This is a genomic window from Cellulomonas sp. URHD0024 (assembly GCF_000426185.1).
Classification (GTDB): Bacteria; Actinomycetota; Actinomycetes; order Actinomycetales; family Cellulomonadaceae; genus Cellulomonas.
Map to the genome: position 1 here is coordinate 189,011 of NZ_KE384506.1, position 22,739 is coordinate 211,749.

A 22,739-nucleotide genomic window follows, 5' to 3' on the forward strand; every position below is an offset into this window, starting at 1 on the left:
GCGACGCAGGGTTACGCGGCTCCGGCGACGCAGGGTTACGCGGCTCCAGCGACGCAGGGTTACGCCGCTCCGGCGACGCAGGGTTACGCGGCTACGGCTGGCCAGGGTTACGCGACCCCGGCTGGGCAGGGGTACGCGACCCCTGCCTCGGCCGCGCCGAGCTACGCCGCCCCGGCGGACACGCCGAGCCATACCCCGCCCGCGTACGCTCCGTCGTCCGCGCACGCGCCGCTGCCGGGCGCGCCCTACGGTGCGCAAGGCGTCCAGCCGTCACGATTCGGCAGCGTTCCCCAGCAGCAGCCGGCGTCAGACCAGGCGAACGGCGGCGCCCGCCGCGCGGCGCCCTACCGCGACGACGACCGGAAGGCGATCGCCACGATGCGCGGGCGGGCCGCGCGGGCGTTCTGGTTCGGTCTCGCCCTCCTGCTGGTGGGTGCCGTGACCGCGACGCTCTCCGTCCCGAGCGAGGCGCACGACGCCTACGTCGGCGGCCACTACGTCTCGGCCGCGTGCGTGATCGGTGGCCTCCTGGCGTTCTACGTGTCGCGTCGGCGCTACTGGGCGATGGTCGAGCTCGGTGGCGAGCAGTGGAGGTCGTCGACCTTGAACCTCGCGGTCCTCGGCGGCTCGATCGCGGTCCTGCTGGCGGTCGTCACGAGCGTCAACGCGGTCTCCGCGTCGGCCTCGCCGACGTTGGGTCCGGCGGGCGTGGGCTCCTGCTGGGACAGCGGCAACGGGACCTTCTGGCAGGTGTCCTGCGACGACCCGCACGCCTACCGGGCGAGCGGGTTGGTCGCGTACGGCACACCGTGCCCGAACGCCGCCGACGCCCCGTTCGCGTTGGCCGACGGGTCGGGCAACAACCTCTGCCTGACGCCGGACAGCGCGGCGACGACGGCGGGCTGACGAGGCGGATCCCGGCCTCGGTCGCAGGGCGATCGAGGCCAACCCGGGACAGTCACGGGCTCGTCGGTTCACCGTGCAGCCACGGGGTGTAGGTGACGCCGACGAGAAGCCCTTCTGGGCTGAGCAGCCGGGCGGTCGTCTGGCCCCACGGCTCCTCGGTGGTGTCCCGCAGCAGCCGATGTCCCTTGGCGACGAGCTCCGCGACACCCGCGACCACCGCGTCCACGGACGCCAGGTCGAACTCGAGCCAGGCCTGCGGCGTCGGAAGGTCTGCGGGCCAGTCCGGGGTGCCGAACGTCGACTCCGCCGCCTGGGCGAGCGGCCACAGCGCGAACGCCTTCACGCCCTCGAGCGAGTCGTTGGTCAGGTAGCCGGGGGCCGGTTCCTCGAGTGCGATGCCGAGCCCGTCCTCCCAGAACGCACGTGCAGCGCCCGCGTCAGGAGTGATCGGACCGAACCCGGCGACGAACGAGATCTCCATGCCGGCGACGTTAGCCGGAGGGACCGACAAGCGCCCGAGCCCGCCGCAGCACCGCGTCGAGCATCTCGGGCGTGAGGCGGCCGGTGAACGTGTTCTGCTGGCTCACGTGGAAGCAGCCGAGCACGGTCAGTGACCCGATCGACGGGTGCGAGAGGACGACCTCCGTCCCGTGTGCGAACGGCGGTCGCGGTCGGGGCACCGCCCAGCCCTGCTCGCCGAGCGTGCTCAGCAGCGCCTGCCAGCCGAACGCACCGAGCACTACGACGACCTGAGGTCTCAGCAACGCCAGCTCGCGCGCCAGGAACGGTCCGCAGGTGCGCCGTTCCTGCGGGGTCGGGTCGTTGGCGGGTGGTGCGCAGCGGACGGGTGCGGTGACACGGACGTCGGTGAGGGTCAGGCCGTCGTCTCGCGACGTCGAGGTGGCCTGGGACGCGAATCCCGTGCGGTGCATCGCCGCGAACAGGAAGTCGCCCGAGCGGTCGCCCGTGAACATCCGGCCCGTCCGGTTGGCGCCGTGCGCGGCGGGAGCGAGTCCGACGACGAGGACCCGGGCCCGGGGGTCCCCGAACCCGGGCACGGGCCGCGCCCAGTAGGTCTCGTCGCGGAACGCAGCACGCTTCTCGATGCCGACGAGCTCCCGCCACTCGACCAGCCGCGGGCACGCCCGGCAGGTGGGCACGACCGCGTCGAGCGCGGCCACGTCAGCCGCACCCGCAGCGGCCCGCACGACGTCATCCGGACCGGCGAGGGACCCGGCCGGATCGGCCCGGGGCTCGGCCCGATCGGCCCGGGGCTCGGCAGGATCGGGTAGTCGCACCGCGGGATTCGCTCGTCGCGACTCAGGCACGCCCGGGTCCGCCCGCTGCGGGCCCGGAGGGCGGCCCCTCTGCGTCGCCGATCTGCGGTCCGTCGGCGCTGCCGGTCTGCGGTCCGCTCGGCGGTCCGTCGGCGCCGCCCGTCGCGAACCCGGTCGCCGGTCCGTCGGCAGTGCTGGTCTTCGGTCCGCTGGCGAGCAAGGCGTCGAGGCGTTCGAGCACCTCGGCCACCGAGGACACCGGCTCCGGACCGGGGGGGAGGTCCCAGCCGCGCAGCGCCAGCACCGGGACGCCGGTCCGCACGGCCAGGGCAACCTCGCTGAGCGTCCCCCACGAGCCGCCGATGCTCACGACCACCTCGCTGCTGCGGACGAGCAGACCGTTGCGCAGCTCGCCGAGGCCGGTCGGGAACGCGACGGTGACGTGCGGGTTCGCGTCGGCAGGGTCGGAGCCCGGCAGGATCCCGAAGACGACACCCCCGGCCTCAGCGGCCCCTCGCGACACGGCCGCCATGACGCCGCCGAGCCCTCCGCACACGACCACGTGCCCACGGGCGCCGAGCGCGCGACCCAGAGAGTACGCAGCCTCGATCTCGTCGGCAGACGCGTCGGACGGCCCGACGACGCCCACGTACGCCACGGCTACCTCCCCCGAGAGCGGCGCTGTGCGGTGAGAGCGGCACACCGCACCGCCGCGCTCACCGCCATCTGCCGCTCTCGTCGCATCCAGGCCCGCCTACGCGAACCGCGACGGGTCGCCGGCGCCGACACGGACGACCTCCGGTGCGCCGGAGGTCCAGTCGACGACGGTGGACGGTTCCGTCCCGCAGTCCCCGGCGTCGACGACCGCGTCGAGCACGAGGTCCAGCTCCTCCTTGATCTGCCAGCCCTCGACCATCGGCCACTCGGCGCCGGGCATCAGCAGGGTGCTGGACAGGAGCGGCTCGCCGAGCTCCCGCAGGATCGCGATCGCGACCGGGTGGCTGGGGATGCGTACGCCGACGGAGCGCTTCTTCGGGTGCGCCAGCCGCTTGGGCACCTCGGCGGTGGCCGGGAGGATGAAGGTGTAGGGCCCCGGTGTCGCGGCCTTGATCGCCCGGAACGCGCTGTTGTCCAGCTGCACCAGCTGGCCGAGCTGCGCGAAGTCGGCGCAGACGAGCGTGAAGTGGTGCTTGTCGTCCAGGCGCCGGATCTGGCGGATGCGGTCCACGCCGTCGTGGTTGTCCATCCGCGAGCCGAGCGCGTAGCAGGAGTCCGTCGGGTACGCGATCAGGGCGTCGTTGCGCAGGAGCTCGACCACCTGGGCGATGGACCGCGGCTGGGGACTCTCGGGGTGCACATCGAAGTAGCGGGCCATGCCGACGAGGATAGTCAGGGCTTCTCGGGGGCGACGCCGCGGACCTCGTCGGCGGCGAACCGACGGTGCGAGTCGGCGAGCTTGGCCCGCGCCGCAGACCCCAGGTCCACGCCCAGCACGTCGGCCAGGCAGACGAGGTAGACGAGGATGTCGGCCATCTCCTCGGCGGCGCGCGCGTGCCGTTCCGGGGACGCGAAGCGAGAGACGGCTTCGGAGGCGGGCACCCACTGGAACAGCTCGGCGAGCTCACCGACCTCGCCGACGAGGGCCAGGATCACCGACTTCGGGTCGTGGAACTGCTGCCAGTCCCGTTCGGTGCTGAACTCGCGGACCAGTCGGGTCAGCTGGGCGATCTCCCGTTCCTCCGTCACGCGGCCAAGCCTCCCAGAAGCGACGAACCCCTCGAGCACAGGCCCGAGGGGTTCGTCGTGAAGGTCGTGCAGAAGGGACGGTCAGGACGCCGCGAGGATGTCCACGACGAAGATCAGCGTGGAGTTGGGCGGGATGCTGTCGCCCTGGCCGCTGGCGCCGTAGCCCTTGTCCGGCGGCACGACGAGCAGCACCTGGCTGCCGACCGTCTGGCCGGCGAGGCCCTCGGTCCAGCCCGGGATGACGGCGTTCAGCGCGAACGTCGCCGGCTGACCGCTCTCCCAGGAGGACTCGACCGGGGTGCCGTCCCAGAGGAAGAGGCTGTACTGGACGACCAGCGTCTGGTCCGCGGTGACGACCGGGCCCGTGCCCTTGATCAGCGGCTGGGCGACCAGCGTGGTGGGCGCAGGGGTGCTGACGGGGGTGACCGACGGCTTGCCGTTGGCGTCGAGGGTGACCGTCGGGAGGCCGGCGACGGGCGGGACGGCCTCACCGGCCGCCTTGGTGACTCCCGGCGCGGGCGTCGGAGCGTCCTTGGCGTCGACGATCTGGCCGGCGATCACGGTGGACTCCGTACCGCCCTGCTGCGGCGGGCCGGCGAGCACGAAGCGGACGCCGACCTTCTCGCCGATGAGGCCGTCGAGCACGGAGCCCTTGCCCAGCGTCCCCGGCTCGGGGCCGGTGGAGGTGGTGTCGTGGGCGACCTTGCCGTCGGCGCCGGACACGGCGACGAAGTCGATCGTGATGGACTGGCCGGCCTTGAGCTCCGCACCCTTGCCGGGCTCCCGGACCTCGATCACGGGAGTTGTCACGGAGAACGGCTTGCTGGGCAGCGTGACGACCGGTGCCTTGTCGTCCGACCACGAGACGTCGACCTTGGCGAGGGCCGCCTTGTCCGCGGCAGCGGCCGCGGACTCGTCGCCGGTCGAGGCGCTCGCGGACGGCGACGGCTTGTCGCCGGAGTCGCCGCCGCAGGCGGCCAGGGACAGGCCCAAGGTCAGGGCGACGGCCACGGCAGCCAGGCCGCGGCGGGCGGTGCGGTTTCGGCGCACGGGAGGTCCTCCGTCGATTCGGGTCCACGCCCGGGACGGCGGAACGGCGGGAACGGTACGCGAGTTGCCTGGGAGCGCGCTGAGTGCGACCGGTCAGTGGACCGTATCTATGCGGGAACCAGGTGGTCCGGACACACCTCGAAGCGGTCCGGTTCCATCGACAGCTCCCCGCGTCCGCCCGTGAGCGAGCGCAGGTCGAGCACGTAGCGTGCCAGCTCGGCCTCCGGCACCGAGGCCTCGATGCGCACGGTCCCGTCGTCGAGCGACGTGGTCGCGCTGATGTGCCCGCGGCGCGACGACAGGTCGCTCATCACGTCACCCTGGACCGCGCTGGGGACGGTCACGAAGACGCGGCTGATCGGCTCGAGGACGGTCGTGCCGCCCGTCGACAACGCCTCGCGGATGCCCGAGGCGGCGGCGGTCCGGAACGCCATCTCGGAGGAGTCGACCGAGTGCGACTTGCCGTCGTAGACCTCGACGCGCAGGTCGACCACGGGGTACCCGTGCGGGCCGCCCGACGCCATGGCCTCGGCCACTCCCTTGTGCACCGCCTGGACGTAGGTCCGCGGGATGGCGCCGCCGACGATGGCGTCGACGAACTCGAACCCCGAGCCGTGCGGCAGCGGCGAGACCCGCAGCTGCACCACGGCGTACTGCCCGTGACCGCCGGACTGCTTCTTCACCTTGCCCTCGGCCTCGACCTGCCGACGGATGGTCTCGCGGTAGCCGACGGGCACCGGTGAGGTGCTGACGTGCACCCCGAACACGCGCGCCAGCCGTTCCAGCGCGACCGCGAGGTGGGTGTCGCCGAGCCCGCGCAGGACGGTCCGATCGCCCTCTCGGGACACCGACAGGGTCGGGTCCTCGGCCGTCAGGCGGGTCAGGGCGGCGGACAGGCGGTCGTCGTCGGACTGGCTGACGGGTTCCAGCGACAGCCCGAACACCGGTTCGCGGTGGTGCTGCGGGATCGTCGCGGAGGCGCCGGGCCCGCTGCGGTCGGCCAGCAGCGAGCCGGACGGTGTGCCGGTCAGCTTCGCGACGGCGCCGATCTGCCCGGCGGGCACCGAGTCGAGCGGCAGGTGCTCCTTGCCGCGCAGGCGGAACAGTCCCGGCACGCGCTCCTCGGTGTGGGTCGTCGTGTTGACCAGCCGGTCGCCCGGGCGGACCGTGCCGCTGAGCACCCGGAACAGGGTGACCTGGCCGACGAACGGGTCCGCGAGCGTCCGGAAGCAGTGCACGAGCGCCGGGCCGGTCGGGTCGGGCTTGACCGACACCGTGCGGGAGCCGATGACGACCGACCGGTCGCTGGTGTCCGGGCCGAGGTCGCACAGCAGGTCCGCGAGCCGGTCCACGCCGACGCCCGTGACGCCCGAGACGACGAGCACGGGGAACGCGGTGAGCAGGGCGACCTCGTGCGCGAGCGTGGTGAGCTGTTCGTCGACGCTCGGCACGTCGCCCGACAGGTACCGCTCGAGCTGCTCGTCGTCATGCGTGACGATCTCCTCGGTGACCTCGTCGTGCAGCCGGTGCTCCTCGTCGGCGATGGCTGCCCCGAGCGGCTCGACGTGGTGCCGCCCGTCGCCGTCGTAGGCCAGGCCCTCGTCGGTGAGCACGTCGGCGACGCCGGTGAACGCCGTCTCCTCGCCCAGCGGCAGCTCCAGCGGCACCAGGCCGTCGCCGAACGCCGTCCGCAGGTCTGCGAGAACGTGCCGGAAGTCGGCGCGCGCCTTGTCCTCCTTGGTCACGACGACGATCCGGGGCAGGCCCGCATCGACGGCGGCTCGCCACGCCGCGTGCGTGCCCGCCTGGACCCCGTCGACCGCGCTGACGACGACGAGCGCGAGGTCTGCTGCCGCGACGGCGGCGTCCAGCGCGCCGGCGAAGTCGGCCGAGCCGGGGGCGTCGAGCAGCGTGACGTCGTACGCACCGTGCGCGGTGGTCCAAGGGAACGGTGCGACGCCCAGCGCCAGCGACTGCCCGCGGGCGATCTCCTCAGGCTCGTGGTCGGTCACGGTGGACCCGTCCTCGACCCGGCCTATGCGCGTCAGCACGCCCGCACGATGGAGGAGGGCCTCGGTGAGGGTGGTTTTCCCAGATCCTGCGGCGCCGAGCAGCGCCACCGTGCGGATCCTCGGCGTCGGTGCCATCGGCGTCTCCCGGTAGGGGCTGTGGGAGCCACCCTAGCCAGGGTCGGCGAAAGCCACGAGTGTTCGACGAAAGCAGACGACACGGCAGACAACACCGCAGACGACACGTCAGACGACACGGCAGACGCAGACGAGCCCGGGACGCCGTTCGGGCGTCCCGGGCTCCTCACGGCGGCGTCACTCGGCCGCGAGGATGTCCACCACGTAGACGAGCGTCGAGTTCGCCGGGATCGTGTCCGACGCCTTGGCGCCGTAACCCTTGGCCGGCGGGACGACGAGGAGCACCTGGCTGCCGACGGGCTTGCCGACGAGGCCTTCCTGCCAGCCCGGGATCACGCTGCTCAGCGGGAACTGCGCGGGCTTGCCGTCCTCCCAGGTGGACGTCACCTTGGTGCCGTCCCAGAGCGCCAGGTCGTAGTTCACCGTCAAGGTCTGCTCGGCGGTGACCGGGTCCCCGGTGCCCGTGATGAGCGGCTGGGCGACGAGGGTGGTGGGCGCCGCACCGGTGGCGGCGGTGATCGTCGGCACACCCTCGGCGTCGAGAGCCACGGTCGGGAGGCCGGCGGGCGGCTTGACCGCGGTACCCGTCGCGCGGGTGGGCAGCGTCTCCGCGCTAACGATCTCGGCGACGCGGACGTAGGTGGGGTCGGTGGCCGACTGCGGCGGCTGCGTGACGACGAACCGGGCGCCGACCTTCTGGCCCACGAGCTTCTTGTGCAGGTCCCCGAGGTCCGAGGTGAGCAGCACCTTGTCGGGCTCGCCGGTGTACGTCGACGTGGCGACCGAGCCGTCGGCACCGGAGATGATGACCGACTTGATGGCCAGCTGCTGGCCGTCCTCGATGGTGTCGCCCGTGCCGGGCTCGACGACCTTGACGATGACGCTCGAGACGTTGAACGGCGTGCTCGGCAGCGTCACCGTGGGCGCGGCGCCGGCGTCGCCCTCCACCGTGATCCCGTCGACCGCAGCCTGGTCGGCGGTGTCTTCGGCCGACGTCGCGCTCGGCGTCGGCGACGCGCTCGGGTCGTCGTCGGAGCTGCCGGAGCAGGCGGCCAGGGTGAGGCCGAGGGCCAGGGCGAGCGCCGTGGCGGCGAGGCCGCGGCGGGCGGGGGTCGGACGTCGCACGAGTGTCTCCGTCGGGGTCAGGTCCGGCCCGGAACGGCGTGGACGCCGGTACGGTACGCGACGTCGCTGGGAGCGCGCTGAGGCGTCCGGGTGACGACTCAGATCAGGCGGCGGTCGTCGGGCCGGACGACCCTCAGCCACCGGTAGCCGTAGCCCTCCAGGTCGACGTCCGTGCGTCCGCGCGCATCGATCGTGCACGTGCCGTCGCGCAGCAGGTCGACGAGCAGGACGGTGTCGTCGCAGTCGTCGAACCGCAGCGGGACCACGACCGGCTCGGGGCCCAGGTTGTGCACCGTGATCGTCGAGCCGTCGCCCCACGTGCTGCGGTGCGCGAGGACCGCGTCGTGCGGCTGGTCCAGGATCTCCGGGCTCGCGGCCCAGCCGAGCTCGGGGCTCTCCCGGTAGCGGCGGATCAGGAGCTGGACGAAGTTGAGCAGCGAATCCTGGTCGCGGCGCTGGTCGGCGACGTTGACGTGCTCGGGGGCGAAGCCGCCGGTGGTCACCGGCCCGGGCAGGCGACCTGGGGTCGCGTGCGAGAAGCCGCCGTTGGCTCCCGACGTCCACTGCATCGGCGTGCGCACCGCCATCCGGCCCTCTGCAGCGAGGTTCTCGCCCATCCCGATCTCCTCGCCGTAGAACAGCACCGGCGTCCCCGGCAGCGAGAACAGCAGGGAGTAGACCATCCTGATGCGGCGCGGGTCGCCGTCCAGCATCGTCGGGAGCCGGCGCCGCAGGCCTCGCCCGTACAGCTGCATGTCCGGGTCCGGCCCGAACGCGTCGAACACCTCCTGGCGCTCGTCGTCCGTCAGCTTGTCGAGCGTGAGCTCGTCGTGGTTGCGCACGAACGTGGCCCACTGGGCGTCGTGGGGGATCTCCGGGCGGGCCGCGAGCGCGCTGGCGATCGGCGCAGCGTCCCGACGCGCCAGCGCCAGGTAGAGGTTCTGCATGCCGATGAAGTCGAACTGCAGGGTGAGCTCGTCGCTGTCGGCGGTCCCGCCGCCGAAGTACGGCCGCTGCTCGGCGTAGGGGAGGTTCACCTCGCCCATCAGGATCGCGTCGCCCACCCGGCGGGTCAGGAACGAGCGCAGCTCCTTGAGGAAGTCGTGCTTGTGCTCGATGTCGTCGCCAGGGGTGTTGGCCGCGTCGGCCAGGAAGAACGGCACGGCGTCCACCCGGAACCCGCTCAGGCCGAGCTCCGCCCAGTAGCCGACCACCTTGGCGATCGCGTCCCTGACCTGCGGGTTCGCGGTGTTGAGGTCGGGCTGCTGGTGGTAGAAGGTGTGCCGGTACCACTCGCCGGTGGCGTCGTCCTTCGTCCAGATGCCCGTCTCCTTGTCGGGGAAGACCACCTTGTCCTTGGTCGACGGCGGCTTGTCGGAGCGCCAGACGTAGAAGTCGCGATACGGGTTGTCGGTGCTCTTGCGCGCCTCCTGGAACCACCGGTGCTTCCAGGACGTGTGGTTCACGACGAGGTCCGCGATCACCCGGATCCCGCGGTCGCGCGCGGTGCGGATCACCTCGACCAGGTCGCCGACGTCGCCCAGGCGCGGGTCCACCCCCAGGAAGTCGGAGATGTCGTAGCCGTCGTCGTAGTCCTGCGTCGGGTAGAACGGCATCAGCCAGAGGCAGGTCACGCCGAGGTCGGCCAGGTGGTCGATCCGCTGCACGAGGCCCTGCAGATCACCGACGCCGTCGTCGTTCCAGTCCATGTACGTCTCGACGTCGAGGCAGTAGATGACCGCGTTCTTCCACCACAGGTCGCCGGTGTCGGGAATCCTCACGCGCTCGGTTCTACCCGAGGAGCCGCGACGCCGCGCGGCGGGGCGGTGTCAGAGCCCGACGGACCAGGCGGCGATCGTGGCGCCCTCGGCATCGATCCCGAACGTGCGGACCTCCGTCGCGGCGTCGAGCAGGTCCGTCAGATGACCCTGGCCCGGGTCCTCGACCGTGCCGCGGGCGAAGACCAGCAGGACCGTGGAGATCGTGTCGGACGGGTTCGGGTGCAGCACCGGATCGGCCCGCTCGACGAGCTGCCGTCCCGTCCGGGTGCCGGCCAGGAGAACCACCGTCGTCACGGGTGGGAGGTCGTTGCCCGTCGAGATGGGTCGGTGAGCGGTCAGTGCCCGCACCTCTCCCGTGCGCAGCTCTCGGATCGTCGCGAGGCGAGTCTCCGAGGGACGGCCGTGCGGGAACCGCTCGGCGTCCACGCCGTTGTCCTGCAGCACGGTCGCGGCCGTCTCGGCGTCCGAGGCCGAGTGCGTGAAGACGAGGCTGTGCGCGTGGCGTGCCAGCGTCGGCGAGAGCCGGGGGAGCGCGTCGAGCTTGGCGACGGACGCAGCGGCGACCAGCCGGCGGGCGCTCACGGCACGCAGGTAGGCGCTCGCGTCGGTCGCGGCTTCCGGTCGGTCCGCCCAGGCCGCCTGCAGGCGCGCGGCGTCGTCGAGGAAGGTCTCGGGGTGGCACCCGTGGGTCGCGACGAGGCGAGCCGCGAGCTGGTCGATCCGCACGCTCAGCTCGCGGTACTCGGCGTGCTCGTCGGGTGTGAGCTCGACCGGCACCAGGCCCACCCGGAACCGGGCGATCTCGGCGTCGGCGCGTCCGCGGCGCAGGTCGCAGCCGTCGAGGACCGCGTCGAAGTAGGGCAGCAGGGCCTCGTCTGCACCCTCGAGGGACACGGAGAGGCCGAGGCGGGCGTCGTACCGGTCGGCGAGCGTCGGCGCGAGCGCGCTCGAGCCGAACCGGTGGACCTCGTCGGCGATGAGCAGCCCGTGCGCACCCTCGGGCAGCAGGTCGTCGCGCGCCGCCGACGCGATCGACACGAGGACGTCGCAGTCGTCGAACGTGTGGCTGGCCTCGCCACCCCGCCGCCCCAGCGACAGCCCGGGCAGCTGGAGCTCGAGCGTCCGCAGCCAGTGGTCCTGGAGGTCGGTGTTCCGGACGAGCACGAGGACCTTCTCCCCGCGCGTGACGCCGTCCCACGCGGCGAGCACACCGACGCCGACGCGACCGGTCGCCGCGACCGACTGCACGATGCCGCGGCGCTTGTGCGCCAGCCACGCGTCGAGAGCCTCACCCTGCCACGGGCGCGGGTGGGGTCCGACGTACCGGGGGGTGCTCCCGGGGGGGAGCGGCGGCCGCCGGACGACCGTGACGTCGGTCAGGAGGACGGGTTCGGGGGTGGCCGGCGCCGACGCGGTCGCCCCCCGCCCCCAGAACGCGGCGACCGGGGAGACCCGAACGGCGACCGCGAGCTGGTCGACCACCTCGCGGCGGCGGTCGTTGCGCCGCGGCAGCAACGCGGGCGGCGCCGTCCGGGGCGTCGGTGGACCGATGAGCGGTGGGGCCTGCCCGATGGGTAGGGCTCGCCACTGCAGCGGCCGGCCGCCGTCGTTCCGGATCCGAGGGTCCGCGGCCAGGAGGCGTTCCACGTCCGACGAGAGCAGCAGGCGCTGGCCGAGGCGCGCCAGGCCACGCGTGAGCTCGCGTGTCGTCTGGGGCGCACGCGCGCAGAGTGCGGCGTACAGCGCGTCACTCGGCGTCGTCACAGAGGCCCTCGTCCATCGGCTTCGGGGACGCCTTTGCTCGGCGTCTACACATCCTTCGGCACGCGGGCACGCGACCTTCAGTCCGACACCTGTCTGCTCCGTCACGCTCTGCCCCCGGCAACCCCGCGCAATCCTCCGCGGATCCCCCCAGCGGCCCCGCCCGGCAGCGGCGCAGGAATCAGACGATCCGCCGAGGTTTCTGCGGCGGAACCTCTGATTCCTGGGCGCGGTGCGCGGCGGCGGTGCGGAATCGGGTACCCGGGCGGGGGAGGATGGCGCCCATGAGTGCGACGGTGCAGGCGAAGGGCGTGGGCGCCGGGTTCGGGGATCGTGAGCTGTTCCACGGGGTCGATCTCGTCGTCGCGCCGGGAGACGTCCTCGGTCTCGTCGGGCCGAACGGCGCCGGGAAGTCGACCCTGCTGCGGATCCTGGGCGGTCGTCGGGCGCCCGATCAGGGGAGTGTCTCGGTGTCCCCGCCGCACGCGCAGCTCGGCTACCTGGCGCAGGAGATCGACCGGCTGCCGGGGGAGTCCGTCCGGGCACACCTGGAGCGCCGCACCGGCGTGGCCCCCGCGTCGGCGGCGATGGACGCGGCTGCGGACGCTCTGGGCGCAGGGGTGGACGGTGCCGACGACCTCTACTCCGACGCGTTGGAGACCTGGCTCGCGCTCGGCGGCGCCGACCTCGACGCCCGGTTGGGCACGGTGGCCGACGACCTCGGCCTGACCGTCGACCTCGACCAGACGATGGCGTCGCTCTCGGGCGGCCAGGCGGCCCGGGTGGGCCTCGCCGCGCTGCTGCTGTCCCGCTACGACGTCTACCTTCTCGACGAGCCGACCAACGACCTCGACGCCGACGGTCTCGACCTCCTGGAGGAGTTCGTCGACCGGTCGGAGGCGCCGATCGTCGTCGTGAGCCACGACCGCGAGTTCCTCAGCCGGACGGTGACGGCCGTCGTCGAGATCGACCGCAGCCTGCAGAAGGTCAGCCTCTACGGCGGGTCGTACGACTCCTACCTGGAGGAACGCTCGGTCGCCCGGCGGCAGGCGCGGGAGGCGTACGAGGGTTATACGGCTCGCAGGGACGCGTTGAACCAGCGGGCGCGGATGCAGCGGGCGTGGATGGAGAAGGGTGTCCGCAACGCCCGGCGCAAGGCGTCCGACAACGACAAGCACGTCAAGCACTTCCGCGGCGAGTCGTCCGAGAAGCAGGCCGCCAAGGCCCGGCAGACGGACAAGATGATCGCCCGCCTCGAGGTGGTCGAGGAGCCGCGCAAGGAGTGGCAGCTCCAGATGACGATCGCGTCGGCGGGGCGGTCCGGGGCTGTGGTCGCATCGCTGCGACAGGCGACGGTCACCCGCGGCGACTTCACGCTCGGGCCGGTGACGTTGCAGCTGGACTGGCTCGACCGCGTCGCCGTGACCGGGCCGAACGGGTCGGGGAAGTCGACACTGCTCGCGGTCCTCCTGGGCCGGCTGGTTCCGTCTCAGGGGACTGCGGACCTCGGCTCCGGTGTCCTCGTCGGCGAGATCGACCAGGCGCGGGCCGCGTTCGAGGGGTCGGAGTCGCTGCTCACCGCGTTCGCGCGGGAGGTCCCGTCGTGGAACACCGCCGACGTCCGGACCCTCCTGGCCAAGTTCGGGCTGGGATCCCACCACGTCGACCGGCCCGCGGCCTCGCAGTCGCCGGGCGAGCGCACCCGGGCGGCCCTCGCCCTGCTGCAGGCGCGCGGCGTGAACCTCCTGGTCCTCGACGAGCCGACCAACCATCTCGACCTGCCGGCCATCGAGCAGCTGGAGGCCGCCCTCGACTCGTTCGAGGGCACGATCCTGCTGGTGACGCACGACAGGCGCATGTTGGAGACCGTCCGACTCACCCGCCGCTGGCACGTCGAGGACGGCCAGGTCACCGAGGTCACCGCCGACTGAAAGGTGTGAACGTGCACACGATCGTCAGTTCCGTCCCGCAGTGCCCGGTGGCGTCATGACCACCCGGTTCGGGGTCGTCGGCAGCGGGTGGCGGGCCGAGTTCTTCGTGCGGATGGCCCGGCTGATGCCCGACCGGTTCGAGTGCGTGGGCGTGGTGACGCGGTCCGCCTCGCGCGGGGCCGAGGTCGAAGCGGCGTGGGGCGTCCCGACCGTCCGCACGGTCGAGGAGCTGGTCACGGGTGCTGTGGCGGGTGCGGGGAGGTCGCCGGACCGCCCGGAGTTCGTCGTGGTGTCGGTGCCGTGGCCGGTGACGCCGGAGGTCATCCGTGACGTCGTGGCCCTCGGCGTCCCCGTGCTCGCCGAGACCCCGCCCGCGCCGGACGCCGCCGGCTTGCGGGAGCTGTGGGCGGACGTCGGCAGCACGGGTCTGGTGCAGGTGGCCGAGCACAGCCCGTTCCTGCCGGTGCACTCTGCCCGGCTCGCGGCGCTCGGTCTCCTCGGGGTCCCGACGAGCGTGCAGATCTCGTCGACGCACCTGTACCACGCGGTCGCGCTCATCCGCCGGTTCCTCGGCGTGGGCCGCGGACCGGTGACCGTCCGGGCGTCGTCGTTCGTCGCGCCGCTGCTCGACCCGGTGAGCCGGGCCGGGTGGACGGACGCCGTGGAGGCCGCGCCGGCCGCGACCACGCTGGCCACCCTCGACTTCGGTGACGGGCGCAGCGCCCTGTACGACTTCACGGACAACCAGTGGCACAACCCCCTGCGCACCAACCGGCTGACGGTCCGAGGCTCGCTGGGCGAGCTGGTCGACCACACGTTCACCCGCTGGGCCGGCGACCGCACGGTCCTGAGCTCGACCATCGAACGCCGCGTCTCCGGGATCGAGCAGAACCTGGACGGCTTCGACCTCGAGCACCTCAGCCTCGACGGACGGGTGCTGTTCCGGAACCCGTACCACGGTGCCCGGCTGTCGGACGAGGACGTCGCGGCGGCCGGCCTGCTCGACGCCACCGGCGCGTGGCTGCGCGGCGAGCAGGACCCGCCCTACCCGCTCGCCGAGGGCTGCCACGACCACCTGCTCGGGCTCGCGATCGAAGAGGCCGCTCGCACGGGCGTCGAGGTCGAGGTCGGGGCCGAGGCCTGGGCCTGAGAGCGCTCAGTACTCGATGGGCTCGTCGTGGCGGAGCTCGAACCACACGGCCTTCGACTCGCTGCGCTTCACGGTTCCCCAGCGGGTGGCCAACCGGTCGACGAACATCACGCCGCGTCCACCGCCCGCGGTGGGCGGAGGGTTGCGGACGACGGGCAGCTCTCGGGGTGCACGGTCGGTGACCTCCACACGGGTGCGCTCCTCGTCGACGTGCACCCGGAGGATCACGGGCGGGTGCGCGTGCGCGACGGCATTGGTCACCAGCTCGCTGACGAGGAGGACCACCGTGTCGAGCGGCCCGTCGGTCACGCCGGCTTCCATCAGCCGGTCACGCGCCCAGTGCCGCGCAGGAGCGATCGCCGAGAGCGCAGGGTCGACAGCCGTCTCGGCGTACATCGGCAGTCTCCCCTCCGCGCCCCGCCCGGCGGGTGGCCGTCGGCTCGAACCACGGTCATTCACATCCGTTGATTCGGCAACTCGAACTCGGCCCTGAAGCCGGTTCGGGGCAATTGTGGCTGCGACGATTGCCCGGTGACCGAACCATCTCGCAGCCAGGTCCGCCGCTGGCGGCAGTACCTCGCCGACGAACGAGCCGAGGCTGCCGTCTACCGCGACATCGCGTCGCGTCGCACCGGCGAGGAGCGCGAGATCCTGCTGGCGCTCGCGGACGCCGAGGGGCGCCACGAGCAGCACTGGCTCGACCTGCTCGGCAACGAGGTCGGCCACCCGCGCCGCGGCGACTTCCGGACCCGGGTGCTCGGCTTCCTGGCGCGCCAGTTCGGGTCGGTGTTCGTGCTGGCCCTCGCGCAGCGCGCGGAGGCGCGGTCCGCCTACAACGCCGACGACGACGCGACCCCCGCGATGGCGGCCGACGAGGCGATCCACGAGGAGGTCGTCCGCGGCCTGGCCACTCGCGGCCGCGTCAAGATGTCGGGCACGTTCCGGGCTGCCGTGTTCGGCGCCAACGACGGACTCGTCAGCAACCTGGCCCTGATCCTGGGCATCGGCGCCAGCGGCGCGTCCAACCAGACCGTCCTCCTGACCGGCCTGGCCGGCCTGCTCGCCGGAGCCTTGTCCATGGGTGCGGGCGAGTTCGTGTCCGTGCGTTCACAGCGGGAGCTGCTGGAGGCCTCACGGCCCGGCAAGGCCGCCGGCGAGGCGTTGCCCCACCTGGACGTCGACGCCAACGAGCTGGCCCTCGTCTACCGCGCCCGAGGGATGGCGGCCGACGACGCGCAGACCCGCGCCGCCGAGGTGCTCGGGTCCGCCCGCCCGTCGCTCGTGGCTCCCGGCGAGGTCGTCGACGAGCACGAGGCTGTCGGCTCCGCGATCGGTGCCGCGCTCGCGAGCTTCTGCTTCTTCGCGTCCGGTGCGGCGATCCCGGTGCTGCCGTACCTGCTCGGCGCCGACGGCTGGGACGCCGTGGCGTGGTCGGCCGGACTGGTCGGTCTGGCGCTCGTCGGAACCGGTGCCGCGGTCGGCGTCCTCTCGGGTGCGTCCCCGGGCAAGGGCGCCCTCCGACAGCTCGCCATCGGCTACGGGGCCGCCGCGGCGACGTACGTCCTCGGCCTCGCCCTCGGCGCGACGGTCTAAACGACCAGGACTCAGGCCGCCAGGAATCAGATGATCTGCCGAGGTTTTCCCGGCGGATCCTCTGGGTCTTTGGCTGGACCTGCGGATCGACGAGTTCACCGCCCGCCTCGTCGCGACCCACGGGTGCCTTTCTGACACCGTGGTCGGATGGCTGCGTGAGGCCTGCGGCGAACCACGCTCGAACCTCGTGCGGTGCCCAGGTGCACCGACGGCACGTGTCAGGGCAGCCGCACGTGCTGCGGGCCCAGCTCGCCGACGCGCGAGACGCCGAGCAGTGCCATGGTGCGCCGGACCTCACGGGTGAGGATCTCGACAGCCCGGTCGACGCCGCGCTCGCCGCCCGCCATCAGGCCGTAGAGGTAGGCGCGCCCGACGAGGGTCGCGTCGGCGCCCAGCGCGAGTGCGGCGACGATGTCGGCACCCGACATGATGCCGGTGTCGACCCAGAGCTCCGCAGAGTCGCCGATCGCCTGGCGGACGTCGGGGACGAGGCGCAGCGGGACGGGGGCGCGGTCGAGCTGGCGGCCGCCGTGGTTGGACAGCACGATCGCGTCGGCACCGGCGGCGGCAACCCGGCGCGCGTCGTCGACGGTCTGGATGCCCTTGATGATCAGGGGCCCGTCCCAGGACGCGCGCAGCCACTCGAGGTCGTCGATGGTCATCGACGGGTCGAAGAGCTTGTCCAGCAGGTCGCCCACGGTCCCGCTCCACGTGCTCAGCGACGCGAAGGCCAGCGGTTCGGTCGTCAGCAGGTTCATCCACCACGCGGGGTGTGTCGCCGCGTCGAGCACCGTCTTGACCGTCAGCGCCGGTGGGATCGCGAACCCGTTGCGCGTGTCCCGCAGGCGTGCCCCGGCGACCGGGACGTCGACGGTGAGCATGAGCGCCTCGTACCCGGCCGCCTTGGCGCGGGCCATGAGGTCCTCGCCGGCAGAGCGGTCCCGCCAGACGTAGAGCTGGAACCACTTGCGCGCGTCGGGGGCTGCGGCGGCGACGTCCTCGATCGAGGTGGTGCCCATGGTGGACAACGCGTACGGGATGCCGCGACGCTGCGCCACGCGCGCGACGGCCCGTTCGCCCTCGTGGTGCATCATCCGGGTGAAGCCCGTCGGCGCGAACGCGAACGGCGCCGCCGACGGCTTGCCGAGGTAGTCGGTCGTGAGGTCGACCGACGAGACGTCCTGCAGGATCGACGGGCGCAGCTCCAGGTCGTGGAACAGGGACCGGGCCCGACGCAGGGTGATCTCGGCCTCGGCGGCACCGTCGGTGTAGTCGAACACGGACCGCGGGGTGCGTCGCTTCGCCACGGAGCGCAGGTCCGCGATCGTGAGGGCGTCGCGCAGCCGGCGCTCGGTCGGGTCCCACTCGACGGGCTTGACCCGCAGCAGCGGCCGCAGCTCGGACCAGGACGGGAACTGGCGCTTGGTCATGGGGCGTCCCTCACAGTGGGCGCACGCGCAGGTGCGTGATGCCGCCGTCGACGACGAGGGCGGTTCCGGTCGTCGAGCCCGACGTCGGGGAGGCGAGGTAGCAGATCGCACCCGCGACCTCCTCGGGGGTGACCATCCGGCCCGTCGCCTGCCGCGCGTCCAGGGCGGCGCGCTCGGCGACGGGGTCCGGGAAGTTGGCGACCATCCGGTCGACCCACTGGGTCGACACGGTGCCGGGGCTCACGGCGTTCACCCGGATCCCCTCGCGCACGTGGTCGGTCGCCATCGCGTAGGTGAGCGACAGGACGGCACCCTTCGACGACGCGTACAGCGCGCGCTGGGGCAGGCCGTTCAGGGCAGCGACCGAGCACAGGTTGATCACGGAGGCGGCGGACGACCGGCGCAGGTGCGGCAGCGCGGCCGCGGTCACCCGCGCCATCCCGACGACGTTGACGTCGAGCACGCGCGCCCACTGCTCGTCGTCGTTCTCCTCGACCGTCCCGACCGCGCCGATCCCGGCGTTGTTCACCAGGATGTCGAGGCCGCCGAGCCGGTCCGCCGCGGCGTCGACCGCGGCGACGACGCTCGCGCGGTCCGTCACGTCGGCCCGGAACCCGACGAGGGTGTCGGGCAGCCCGTCGACGACGACGTCGAGCACCGCGACCCGCGCGCCGCGGTCGGTCAGCGCGAGCGCCGCAGCGAGCCCGATGCCGGACGCGCCGCCCGTGACGAGGGCCACCAGACCGTCGAGGTCGCTCATGCCTGCACCATCCTCTGCTCCGAGCGGCCGAGGCCGTCGATCTCCAAGGTGACCACATCGCCCGCCCGCAGGTAAGGCTTGTCGGGAAGGCCGAGGGCCACGCCGGCGGGAGTCCCCGTGTTCACGACGTCCCCGGGGTGCAGCACCATGAACTGGCTGAGGTACCAGACGACGTACGCGACGTCGAACACCATGTCAGCCGTGCTGCCGTCCTGCCGGGCGACACCGTTGACCCACAGCCGCAGGCCCAACGCGCCCGGGTCGCCCACCTCGTCGGACGTGACGAGCCACGGGCCCATCGGGTTGAAGGTCTCGCAGCTCTTGCCCTTGTCCCACTGCCCGCCACGCTCCAGCTGGAACTCGCGCTCGGACACGTCGTGCGACAGCACGTAACCGGCGACGCACGCGAGCGCGTCGGCGGGCGAGTCGAGGTAGCGCGCGGTCGAGCCGATGACGACGCCGAGCTCGACCTCCCAGTCCGTCTTCGTCGAGCCACGCGGGACGAGGACCTCGTCGAACGGTCCGACGACGGTCGACGGGTCCTTCATGAACACGACCGGCTCGGTCGGGATCGCGGCGCCCGTCTCGGCCGCGTGGTCGCGGTAGTTCAGGCCGATGCAGACGATCTTGCCCGGGCGTGCCAGAGGTGACCCCACCCGCAGGTCGGCGGCACCGTTGAGCGACTCGAGCGAGCCGTCGGTGAGGGCCCCACGCACGAGGTCGAGGCCGCCCGACGCGAGGAACGCGGCGTCGACGTCCGCGGTGAGCGGGCGCAGGTCGAGGGTGCGGTCACCGTCGACGACGACCGGGATCTCGAACCCGGGCGCTCCGAGACGGGCTAGCTTCATGCGAGGGTCCTCCCCTGTCCGGGCAGCCGGCCGGCTGCCAGTGCGTAGAACGCGGATGCCGTGCCGCCGAGCACGGCGGCACGCTCGTCGGACGAGAGCTCGCCGAGCACGACCGACACGCCCTCCCAGACTCGCGCATAGCCGCCGGCGAGAAGGTTGACGGGCCAGTCTCCGCCGTACATCAGCCGGTCGGCGCCGAAGAGGTCGAGCGCGTCGGCGACGACGGGGCGCAGGTCGTCGGCGGTCCAGGCGTCCGTCGGGTCGCCGTACAGGCCGGACACCTTCGCGTGCACCCGGGGGTTCGCCGCCGCCTGCGCGAGCAGGTCGCGCCAGCGTCGCCGGTCGGCCGCGGAGCCGCCGACGGGTGGCTTGCCGAGGTGGTCGATGACGATCCGCAGGTCCGGGTGCCGTTCGCCGATTCCCGGCAGGTGCGCGAGTGCCTCGGGTCCGCCGGTGACGTAGTCGAACGGCACGCCCGCGGCGGCGAGGACGCCGAGGCCCTCGTCCTGGGCGGGTCCGACGATCCAGTCGGGGTCGGGCTGGGCGTGGATGAGGTTGCGCACCCCGACCACGCGAGGGTCGCGGCGTAGCTCGGCCAGGGTGTCGGCGGCCTCCTCGGGACGGTCCAGCGGCACCCACGCGACGACTCCGGCGACGAGGTCCGGGTACGCGTCCGCGACGTCGAGCATGAGTGCCGTGTCCCGCGCGTCGTCGGCGCTCTGGACGAGCACCACGCGGTCGATGCCGGCGGCGGCGAGCTCCGGCAGGACCTCGTCCTGCGTGAACGTCCGGTCGATCGGGTGCAGGTCGGGGCCGAGCCACGGGTACGCGGCACGCGAGAGGTCCCAGACGTGCTGGTGCGCGTCGATGATCATCCGACAGCCACCGCCGCGGCCGGCCGGCCGGCCCAGTAGGCACCGTCGGGCCATGAGTACGTGGCGACGGACCCCTCGAACATCTGCGCCGAGTAGCCGGCCGCCGTGGGGATCACGTAGCGGCCGTCACGGACCACGCACGGGTCGGTGAAGTGCTCGTGCAGGTGGTCGACGTACTCCGTCACCCGATCGTCGAGGGTCCCCGACACCGCGACGAAGTCGAAGATCGACAGGTGCTGCACCAGCTCGCACAGGCCGACCCCACCGGCGTGCGGGCACACCGGGACGCCGAACTTCGCGGCCATGAGGTAGACGGCGAGAATCTCGTTGACCGACGCGAGCCGTGCCGAGTCGAGCTGGCAGTAGTCGATCGCACCCGCCTGGAACATCTGCTTGAACAGCACGCGGTTCATGCCGTGCTCGCCCGTCGCGACCGCGATCGGTGCGATCGCACGACGGACGGCCGCGTGCCCGAGCACGTCGTCCGGGCTTGTCGGCTCCTCGATCCAGTGCGGGCGGAACGGTGCGAGCCGGCGCACCCAGTCGATCGCCTGCGGCACGTCCCAGACCTGGTTGGCGTCGATCATGACCCGCACGTCCCAGCCGACCACCTCACGGGTGATCGCGAGCCGCCGCAGGTCGTCCTCGAGGTCGGCGCCGACCTTGAGCTTCACGTGCCGGTACCCGGCGTCGACCGCCTCCTGGAGCAGCCGACGCAGTCGGTCGTCGGTGTACCCCAGCCAACCGGCGCTCGTCGTGTAGCAGGGGTAGCCCCCGAGGCTCTCCAGCTCGGCGATCCGTGCGGTGCGGGTGGGCTCCTGGGCGCGCAGCAGCTCGAGCGCCTCGTCGCGGGTGAGCGCGTCGGACAGGTAGCGCAGGTCGGCCGCGTCGACGAGCTCCTCGGGGCTCATCTCCGCCAGCAGGCGCCACAGCGGCTTGCCGGCGCGGCGGGCGGCGAGGTCCCAGACAGCGTTCATGACGGCCGCGAGCGCGAGGTGCACGACACCCTTCTCAGGGCCGAGCCAGCGCAGCTGCGAGTCGGACGCCAGCTCGCGGTAGAGGCCGCCGAGGTCGCCGACGAGTGCCTCCACCTCCCGGCCGACGAGCGGCATCGCCCGCTGGCGGGCCGCCTCCGCGCAGAGGTCGTTGCCGCGGCCGATCGTGAACGTGAAGCCGTGACCCGCCAGCGGCCGTCCGGCCGCGTCGGTGTCGTCGGTCTCGAGCACGACGTAGGCGGCCGAGTAGTCGGCGTCCTTGTTCATCGCGTCGGACCCGTCGAGCGACAAGGACGTGGGGAACCGCACGTCGTGCACGCGGACACCGGTGATGGTCATGCGGAGGCTCCTGCCGTCGTGGTGTCGAGCAGCCCTGCGGCTGCGAGGTCGGTCCAGAGGGAGTCGGGGACAGGGGCCGCCAGCCGGTCGACGGTTGCGCTCACCTGGGCGGCGGTGCGCATCCCCACGACGACGCTGGCCACGGCGGGGTGCCGCAGCGGGAACTGGACGGCGGCGTCGGACAGCGTGACCCCGTGCCGCTCGCAGACCGCCGCGATCGCGCGGGCTCGCTCGATCACGGCGCGGGGTGCCGGTCCGTAGTCGTAGTGGGCGTCGTCGGGCACCTCGGGCCGGGCGAGGAGGCCGGAGTTGTAGACGCCGGCGGCGACGACGCGGACGCCGCGCTCGAGCGCGAGCGGCAGCAGGTCCCGGAGCGCCCCCTGCTCGAAGAGCGTGTACCGACCCGCGAGCATGACGACGTCGAGGTCCGCGCGGCGGATGATCTCGGCGGGCGCCGCGGACTGGTTCATCCCGACGCCGACCGCACCGACGACCCCCTGGTCGCGCAGCTCGACGAGCGCGGCGGCCGCCGTGGTCGAGGCTTCCTCGACGTGGTCGTCGGGATCGTGGAGGTAGACGACGTCGACGCGGTCCAGCCCGAGCCGGTCCAGGCTCGCCTCCAGCGAGCGCAGCACGCCGTCACGCGAGAAGTCCCACGCGCGCCGGGTCCGCGCTGGGACGACGAAGCCCTCGTCGTCCCAGCGGTCGGCCGTGTCCGGGCTCGGGACGAGCAGGCGTCCCACCTTCGTGGACACCACGTACTCGCCACGGGGGCGCGACGCGAGCGCCGCCCCCAGGCGCTGCTCGGACAGACCGAGCCCGTAGTGCGGAGCGGTGTCGAAGTACCGCACACCGGCGGCCCAGGCCGCCTCGACGGCGGCCGCGCACTCCTCGTCGGTGGTGGTCCGGTAGAGGTTGCCGAACTGGGCAGCACCCAGCCCGAGAGCGGTCACCGCGGGCACGCGGCCCAGCTGTTGGCTCTTCATCGAGCGTCTCCTCCCAGCGATCTCCGGGCTCATGATGAC

20 protein-coding genes and 1 pseudogene are annotated in these 22,739 nt (G+C 72.8%); 4 read left to right on the forward strand and 17 right to left on the reverse strand.

From position 1 onward, the window contains the following. A pseudogene (locus tag I847_RS27260) lies at nucleotides 1–906 on the forward strand (hypothetical protein); the annotation flags it as partial. 52 nt (nucleotides 907–958) lie between these two features. On the opposite strand, the gene I847_RS0120570 reads toward I847_RS27260, so the two are convergent. The 10 genes from I847_RS0120570 to I847_RS0120615 form a co-directional block, all read right to left on the reverse strand. Next, on the reverse strand, nucleotides 959–1,387 hold the full coding sequence (locus tag I847_RS0120570; protein WP_028051210.1) for a VOC family protein: 429 nt from the start codon (nucleotides 1,385–1,387) through the stop codon (nucleotides 959–961). A gap of 10 nt (nucleotides 1,388–1,397) precedes the next feature. Continuing rightward, a complete protein-coding gene (locus tag I847_RS0120575) occupies nucleotides 1,398–2,114 on the reverse strand; it encodes a uracil-DNA glycosylase (protein ID WP_028051211.1) in 717 nt (238 codons plus the stop codon). A 112-nt stretch (nucleotides 2,115–2,226) separates the two neighbouring features. After that, entirely contained in the window at nucleotides 2,227–2,841 is a 615-nt protein-coding gene (locus tag I847_RS25130) for a TIGR00725 family protein (RefSeq protein ID WP_081681198.1), read from the reverse strand. A gap of 96 nt (nucleotides 2,842–2,937) precedes the next feature. Next, on the reverse strand, nucleotides 2,938–3,558 hold the full coding sequence (locus I847_RS0120585) for an L-threonylcarbamoyladenylate synthase (RefSeq protein ID WP_028051212.1): 621 nt from the start codon (nucleotides 3,556–3,558) through the stop codon (nucleotides 2,938–2,940). A 14-nt stretch (nucleotides 3,559–3,572) separates the two neighbouring features. Then, a complete protein-coding gene (locus tag I847_RS0120590; protein WP_028051213.1) occupies nucleotides 3,573–3,929 on the reverse strand; it encodes a nucleotide pyrophosphohydrolase in 357 nt (118 codons plus the stop codon). Nucleotides 3,930–4,010: 81 nt separating this feature from the next. Next, nucleotides 4,011–4,979 (reverse strand): FKBP-type peptidyl-prolyl cis-trans isomerase, encoded by a 969-nt coding sequence (locus tag I847_RS0120595; RefSeq protein WP_028051214.1) that lies wholly within the window; start codon nucleotides 4,977–4,979, stop codon nucleotides 4,011–4,013. Nucleotides 4,980–5,086: 107 nt separating this feature from the next. Further along, nucleotides 5,087–7,126 (reverse strand): translation factor GTPase family protein, encoded by a 2,040-nt coding sequence (locus I847_RS0120600; RefSeq protein ID WP_028051215.1) that lies wholly within the window; start codon nucleotides 7,124–7,126, stop codon nucleotides 5,087–5,089. Nucleotides 7,127–7,303: 177 nt separating this feature from the next. Then, complete coding sequence (locus tag I847_RS0120605; RefSeq protein ID WP_028051216.1) at nucleotides 7,304–8,251, reverse strand: FKBP-type peptidyl-prolyl cis-trans isomerase; 948 nt, start codon at nucleotides 8,249–8,251, stop codon at nucleotides 7,304–7,306. 98 nt (nucleotides 8,252–8,349) lie between these two features. Continuing rightward, a complete protein-coding gene (locus I847_RS0120610) occupies nucleotides 8,350–10,032 on the reverse strand; it encodes an alpha-amylase family protein (RefSeq protein ID WP_028051217.1) in 1,683 nt (560 codons plus the stop codon). A gap of 48 nt (nucleotides 10,033–10,080) precedes the next feature. Next, nucleotides 10,081–11,796, reverse strand: a complete 1,716-nt coding sequence (locus I847_RS0120615) for a DEAD/DEAH box helicase (protein ID WP_028051218.1) — start codon at nucleotides 11,794–11,796, stop codon at nucleotides 10,081–10,083. Nucleotides 11,797–12,077: 281 nt separating this feature from the next. On the opposite strand from I847_RS0120615, the gene I847_RS0120620 reads away from it, so the two are divergent. Further along, nucleotides 12,078–13,724: an ABC-F family ATP-binding cassette domain-containing protein gene (locus tag I847_RS0120620; protein ID WP_028051219.1), complete on the forward strand. Its 1,647-nt coding sequence runs from the start codon at nucleotides 12,078–12,080 to the stop codon at nucleotides 13,722–13,724. Between the two features lie 55 nt (nucleotides 13,725–13,779). Next, a complete protein-coding gene (locus tag I847_RS0120625) occupies nucleotides 13,780–14,874 on the forward strand; it encodes a Gfo/Idh/MocA family oxidoreductase (protein WP_028051220.1) in 1,095 nt (364 codons plus the stop codon). 6 nt (nucleotides 14,875–14,880) lie between these two features. Here the strand turns inward: I847_RS0120625 and I847_RS0120630 are convergent, their stop codons facing one another. Next, the gene (locus tag I847_RS0120630) at nucleotides 14,881–15,270 is read right to left on the reverse strand and encodes an ATP-binding protein (RefSeq protein WP_028051221.1); all 390 of its coding nucleotides are present in this window, start codon (nucleotides 15,268–15,270) and stop codon (nucleotides 14,881–14,883) included. Between the two features lie 135 nt (nucleotides 15,271–15,405). Here I847_RS0120630 and I847_RS0120635 point away from each other — a divergent pair, with 135 nt between their 5' ends. Further along, entirely contained in the window at nucleotides 15,406–16,467 is a 1,062-nt protein-coding gene (locus I847_RS0120635) for a VIT1/CCC1 family protein (RefSeq protein ID WP_028051222.1), read from the forward strand. Nucleotides 16,468–16,685: 218 nt separating this feature from the next. Here the strand turns inward: I847_RS0120635 and I847_RS0120640 are convergent, their stop codons facing one another. From I847_RS0120640 to I847_RS0120665, 6 genes are read right to left on the reverse strand one after another with little or no spacing between them, the layout of a single operon-like run. Next, nucleotides 16,686–17,897, reverse strand: coding sequence for an alpha-hydroxy acid oxidase (locus I847_RS0120640; protein ID WP_028051223.1), 1,212 nt, complete (start codon nucleotides 17,895–17,897; stop codon nucleotides 16,686–16,688). A 10-nt stretch (nucleotides 17,898–17,907) separates the two neighbouring features. After that, on the reverse strand, nucleotides 17,908–18,657 hold the full coding sequence (locus I847_RS0120645) for an SDR family NAD(P)-dependent oxidoreductase (protein WP_028051224.1): 750 nt from the start codon (nucleotides 18,655–18,657) through the stop codon (nucleotides 17,908–17,910). Beyond that, entirely contained in the window at nucleotides 18,654–19,505 is an 852-nt protein-coding gene (locus I847_RS0120650; RefSeq protein WP_028051225.1) for a fumarylacetoacetate hydrolase family protein, read from the reverse strand. Before I847_RS0120650 ends, I847_RS0120645 begins: the two co-directional genes overlap by 4 nt. Further along, nucleotides 19,502–20,380 carry an amidohydrolase gene (locus I847_RS0120655; protein WP_028051226.1) on the reverse strand — a complete coding sequence of 293 codons (879 nt, stop codon included), beginning with the start codon at nucleotides 20,378–20,380 and terminating at the stop codon, nucleotides 19,502–19,504. The genes I847_RS0120650 and I847_RS0120655 overlap by 4 nt, the downstream gene beginning before the upstream one ends. Further along, nucleotides 20,377–21,714 (reverse strand): L-fuconate dehydratase, encoded by a 1,338-nt coding sequence (locus tag I847_RS0120660; protein ID WP_028051227.1) that lies wholly within the window; start codon nucleotides 21,712–21,714, stop codon nucleotides 20,377–20,379. The genes I847_RS0120655 and I847_RS0120660 overlap by 4 nt, the downstream gene beginning before the upstream one ends. Next, nucleotides 21,711–22,700 carry an aldo/keto reductase gene (locus I847_RS0120665; protein WP_028051228.1) on the reverse strand — a complete coding sequence of 330 codons (990 nt, stop codon included), beginning with the start codon at nucleotides 22,698–22,700 and terminating at the stop codon, nucleotides 21,711–21,713. Before I847_RS0120665 ends, I847_RS0120660 begins: the two co-directional genes overlap by 4 nt. Between the last annotated feature and the right edge of the window lie 39 nt (nucleotides 22,701–22,739).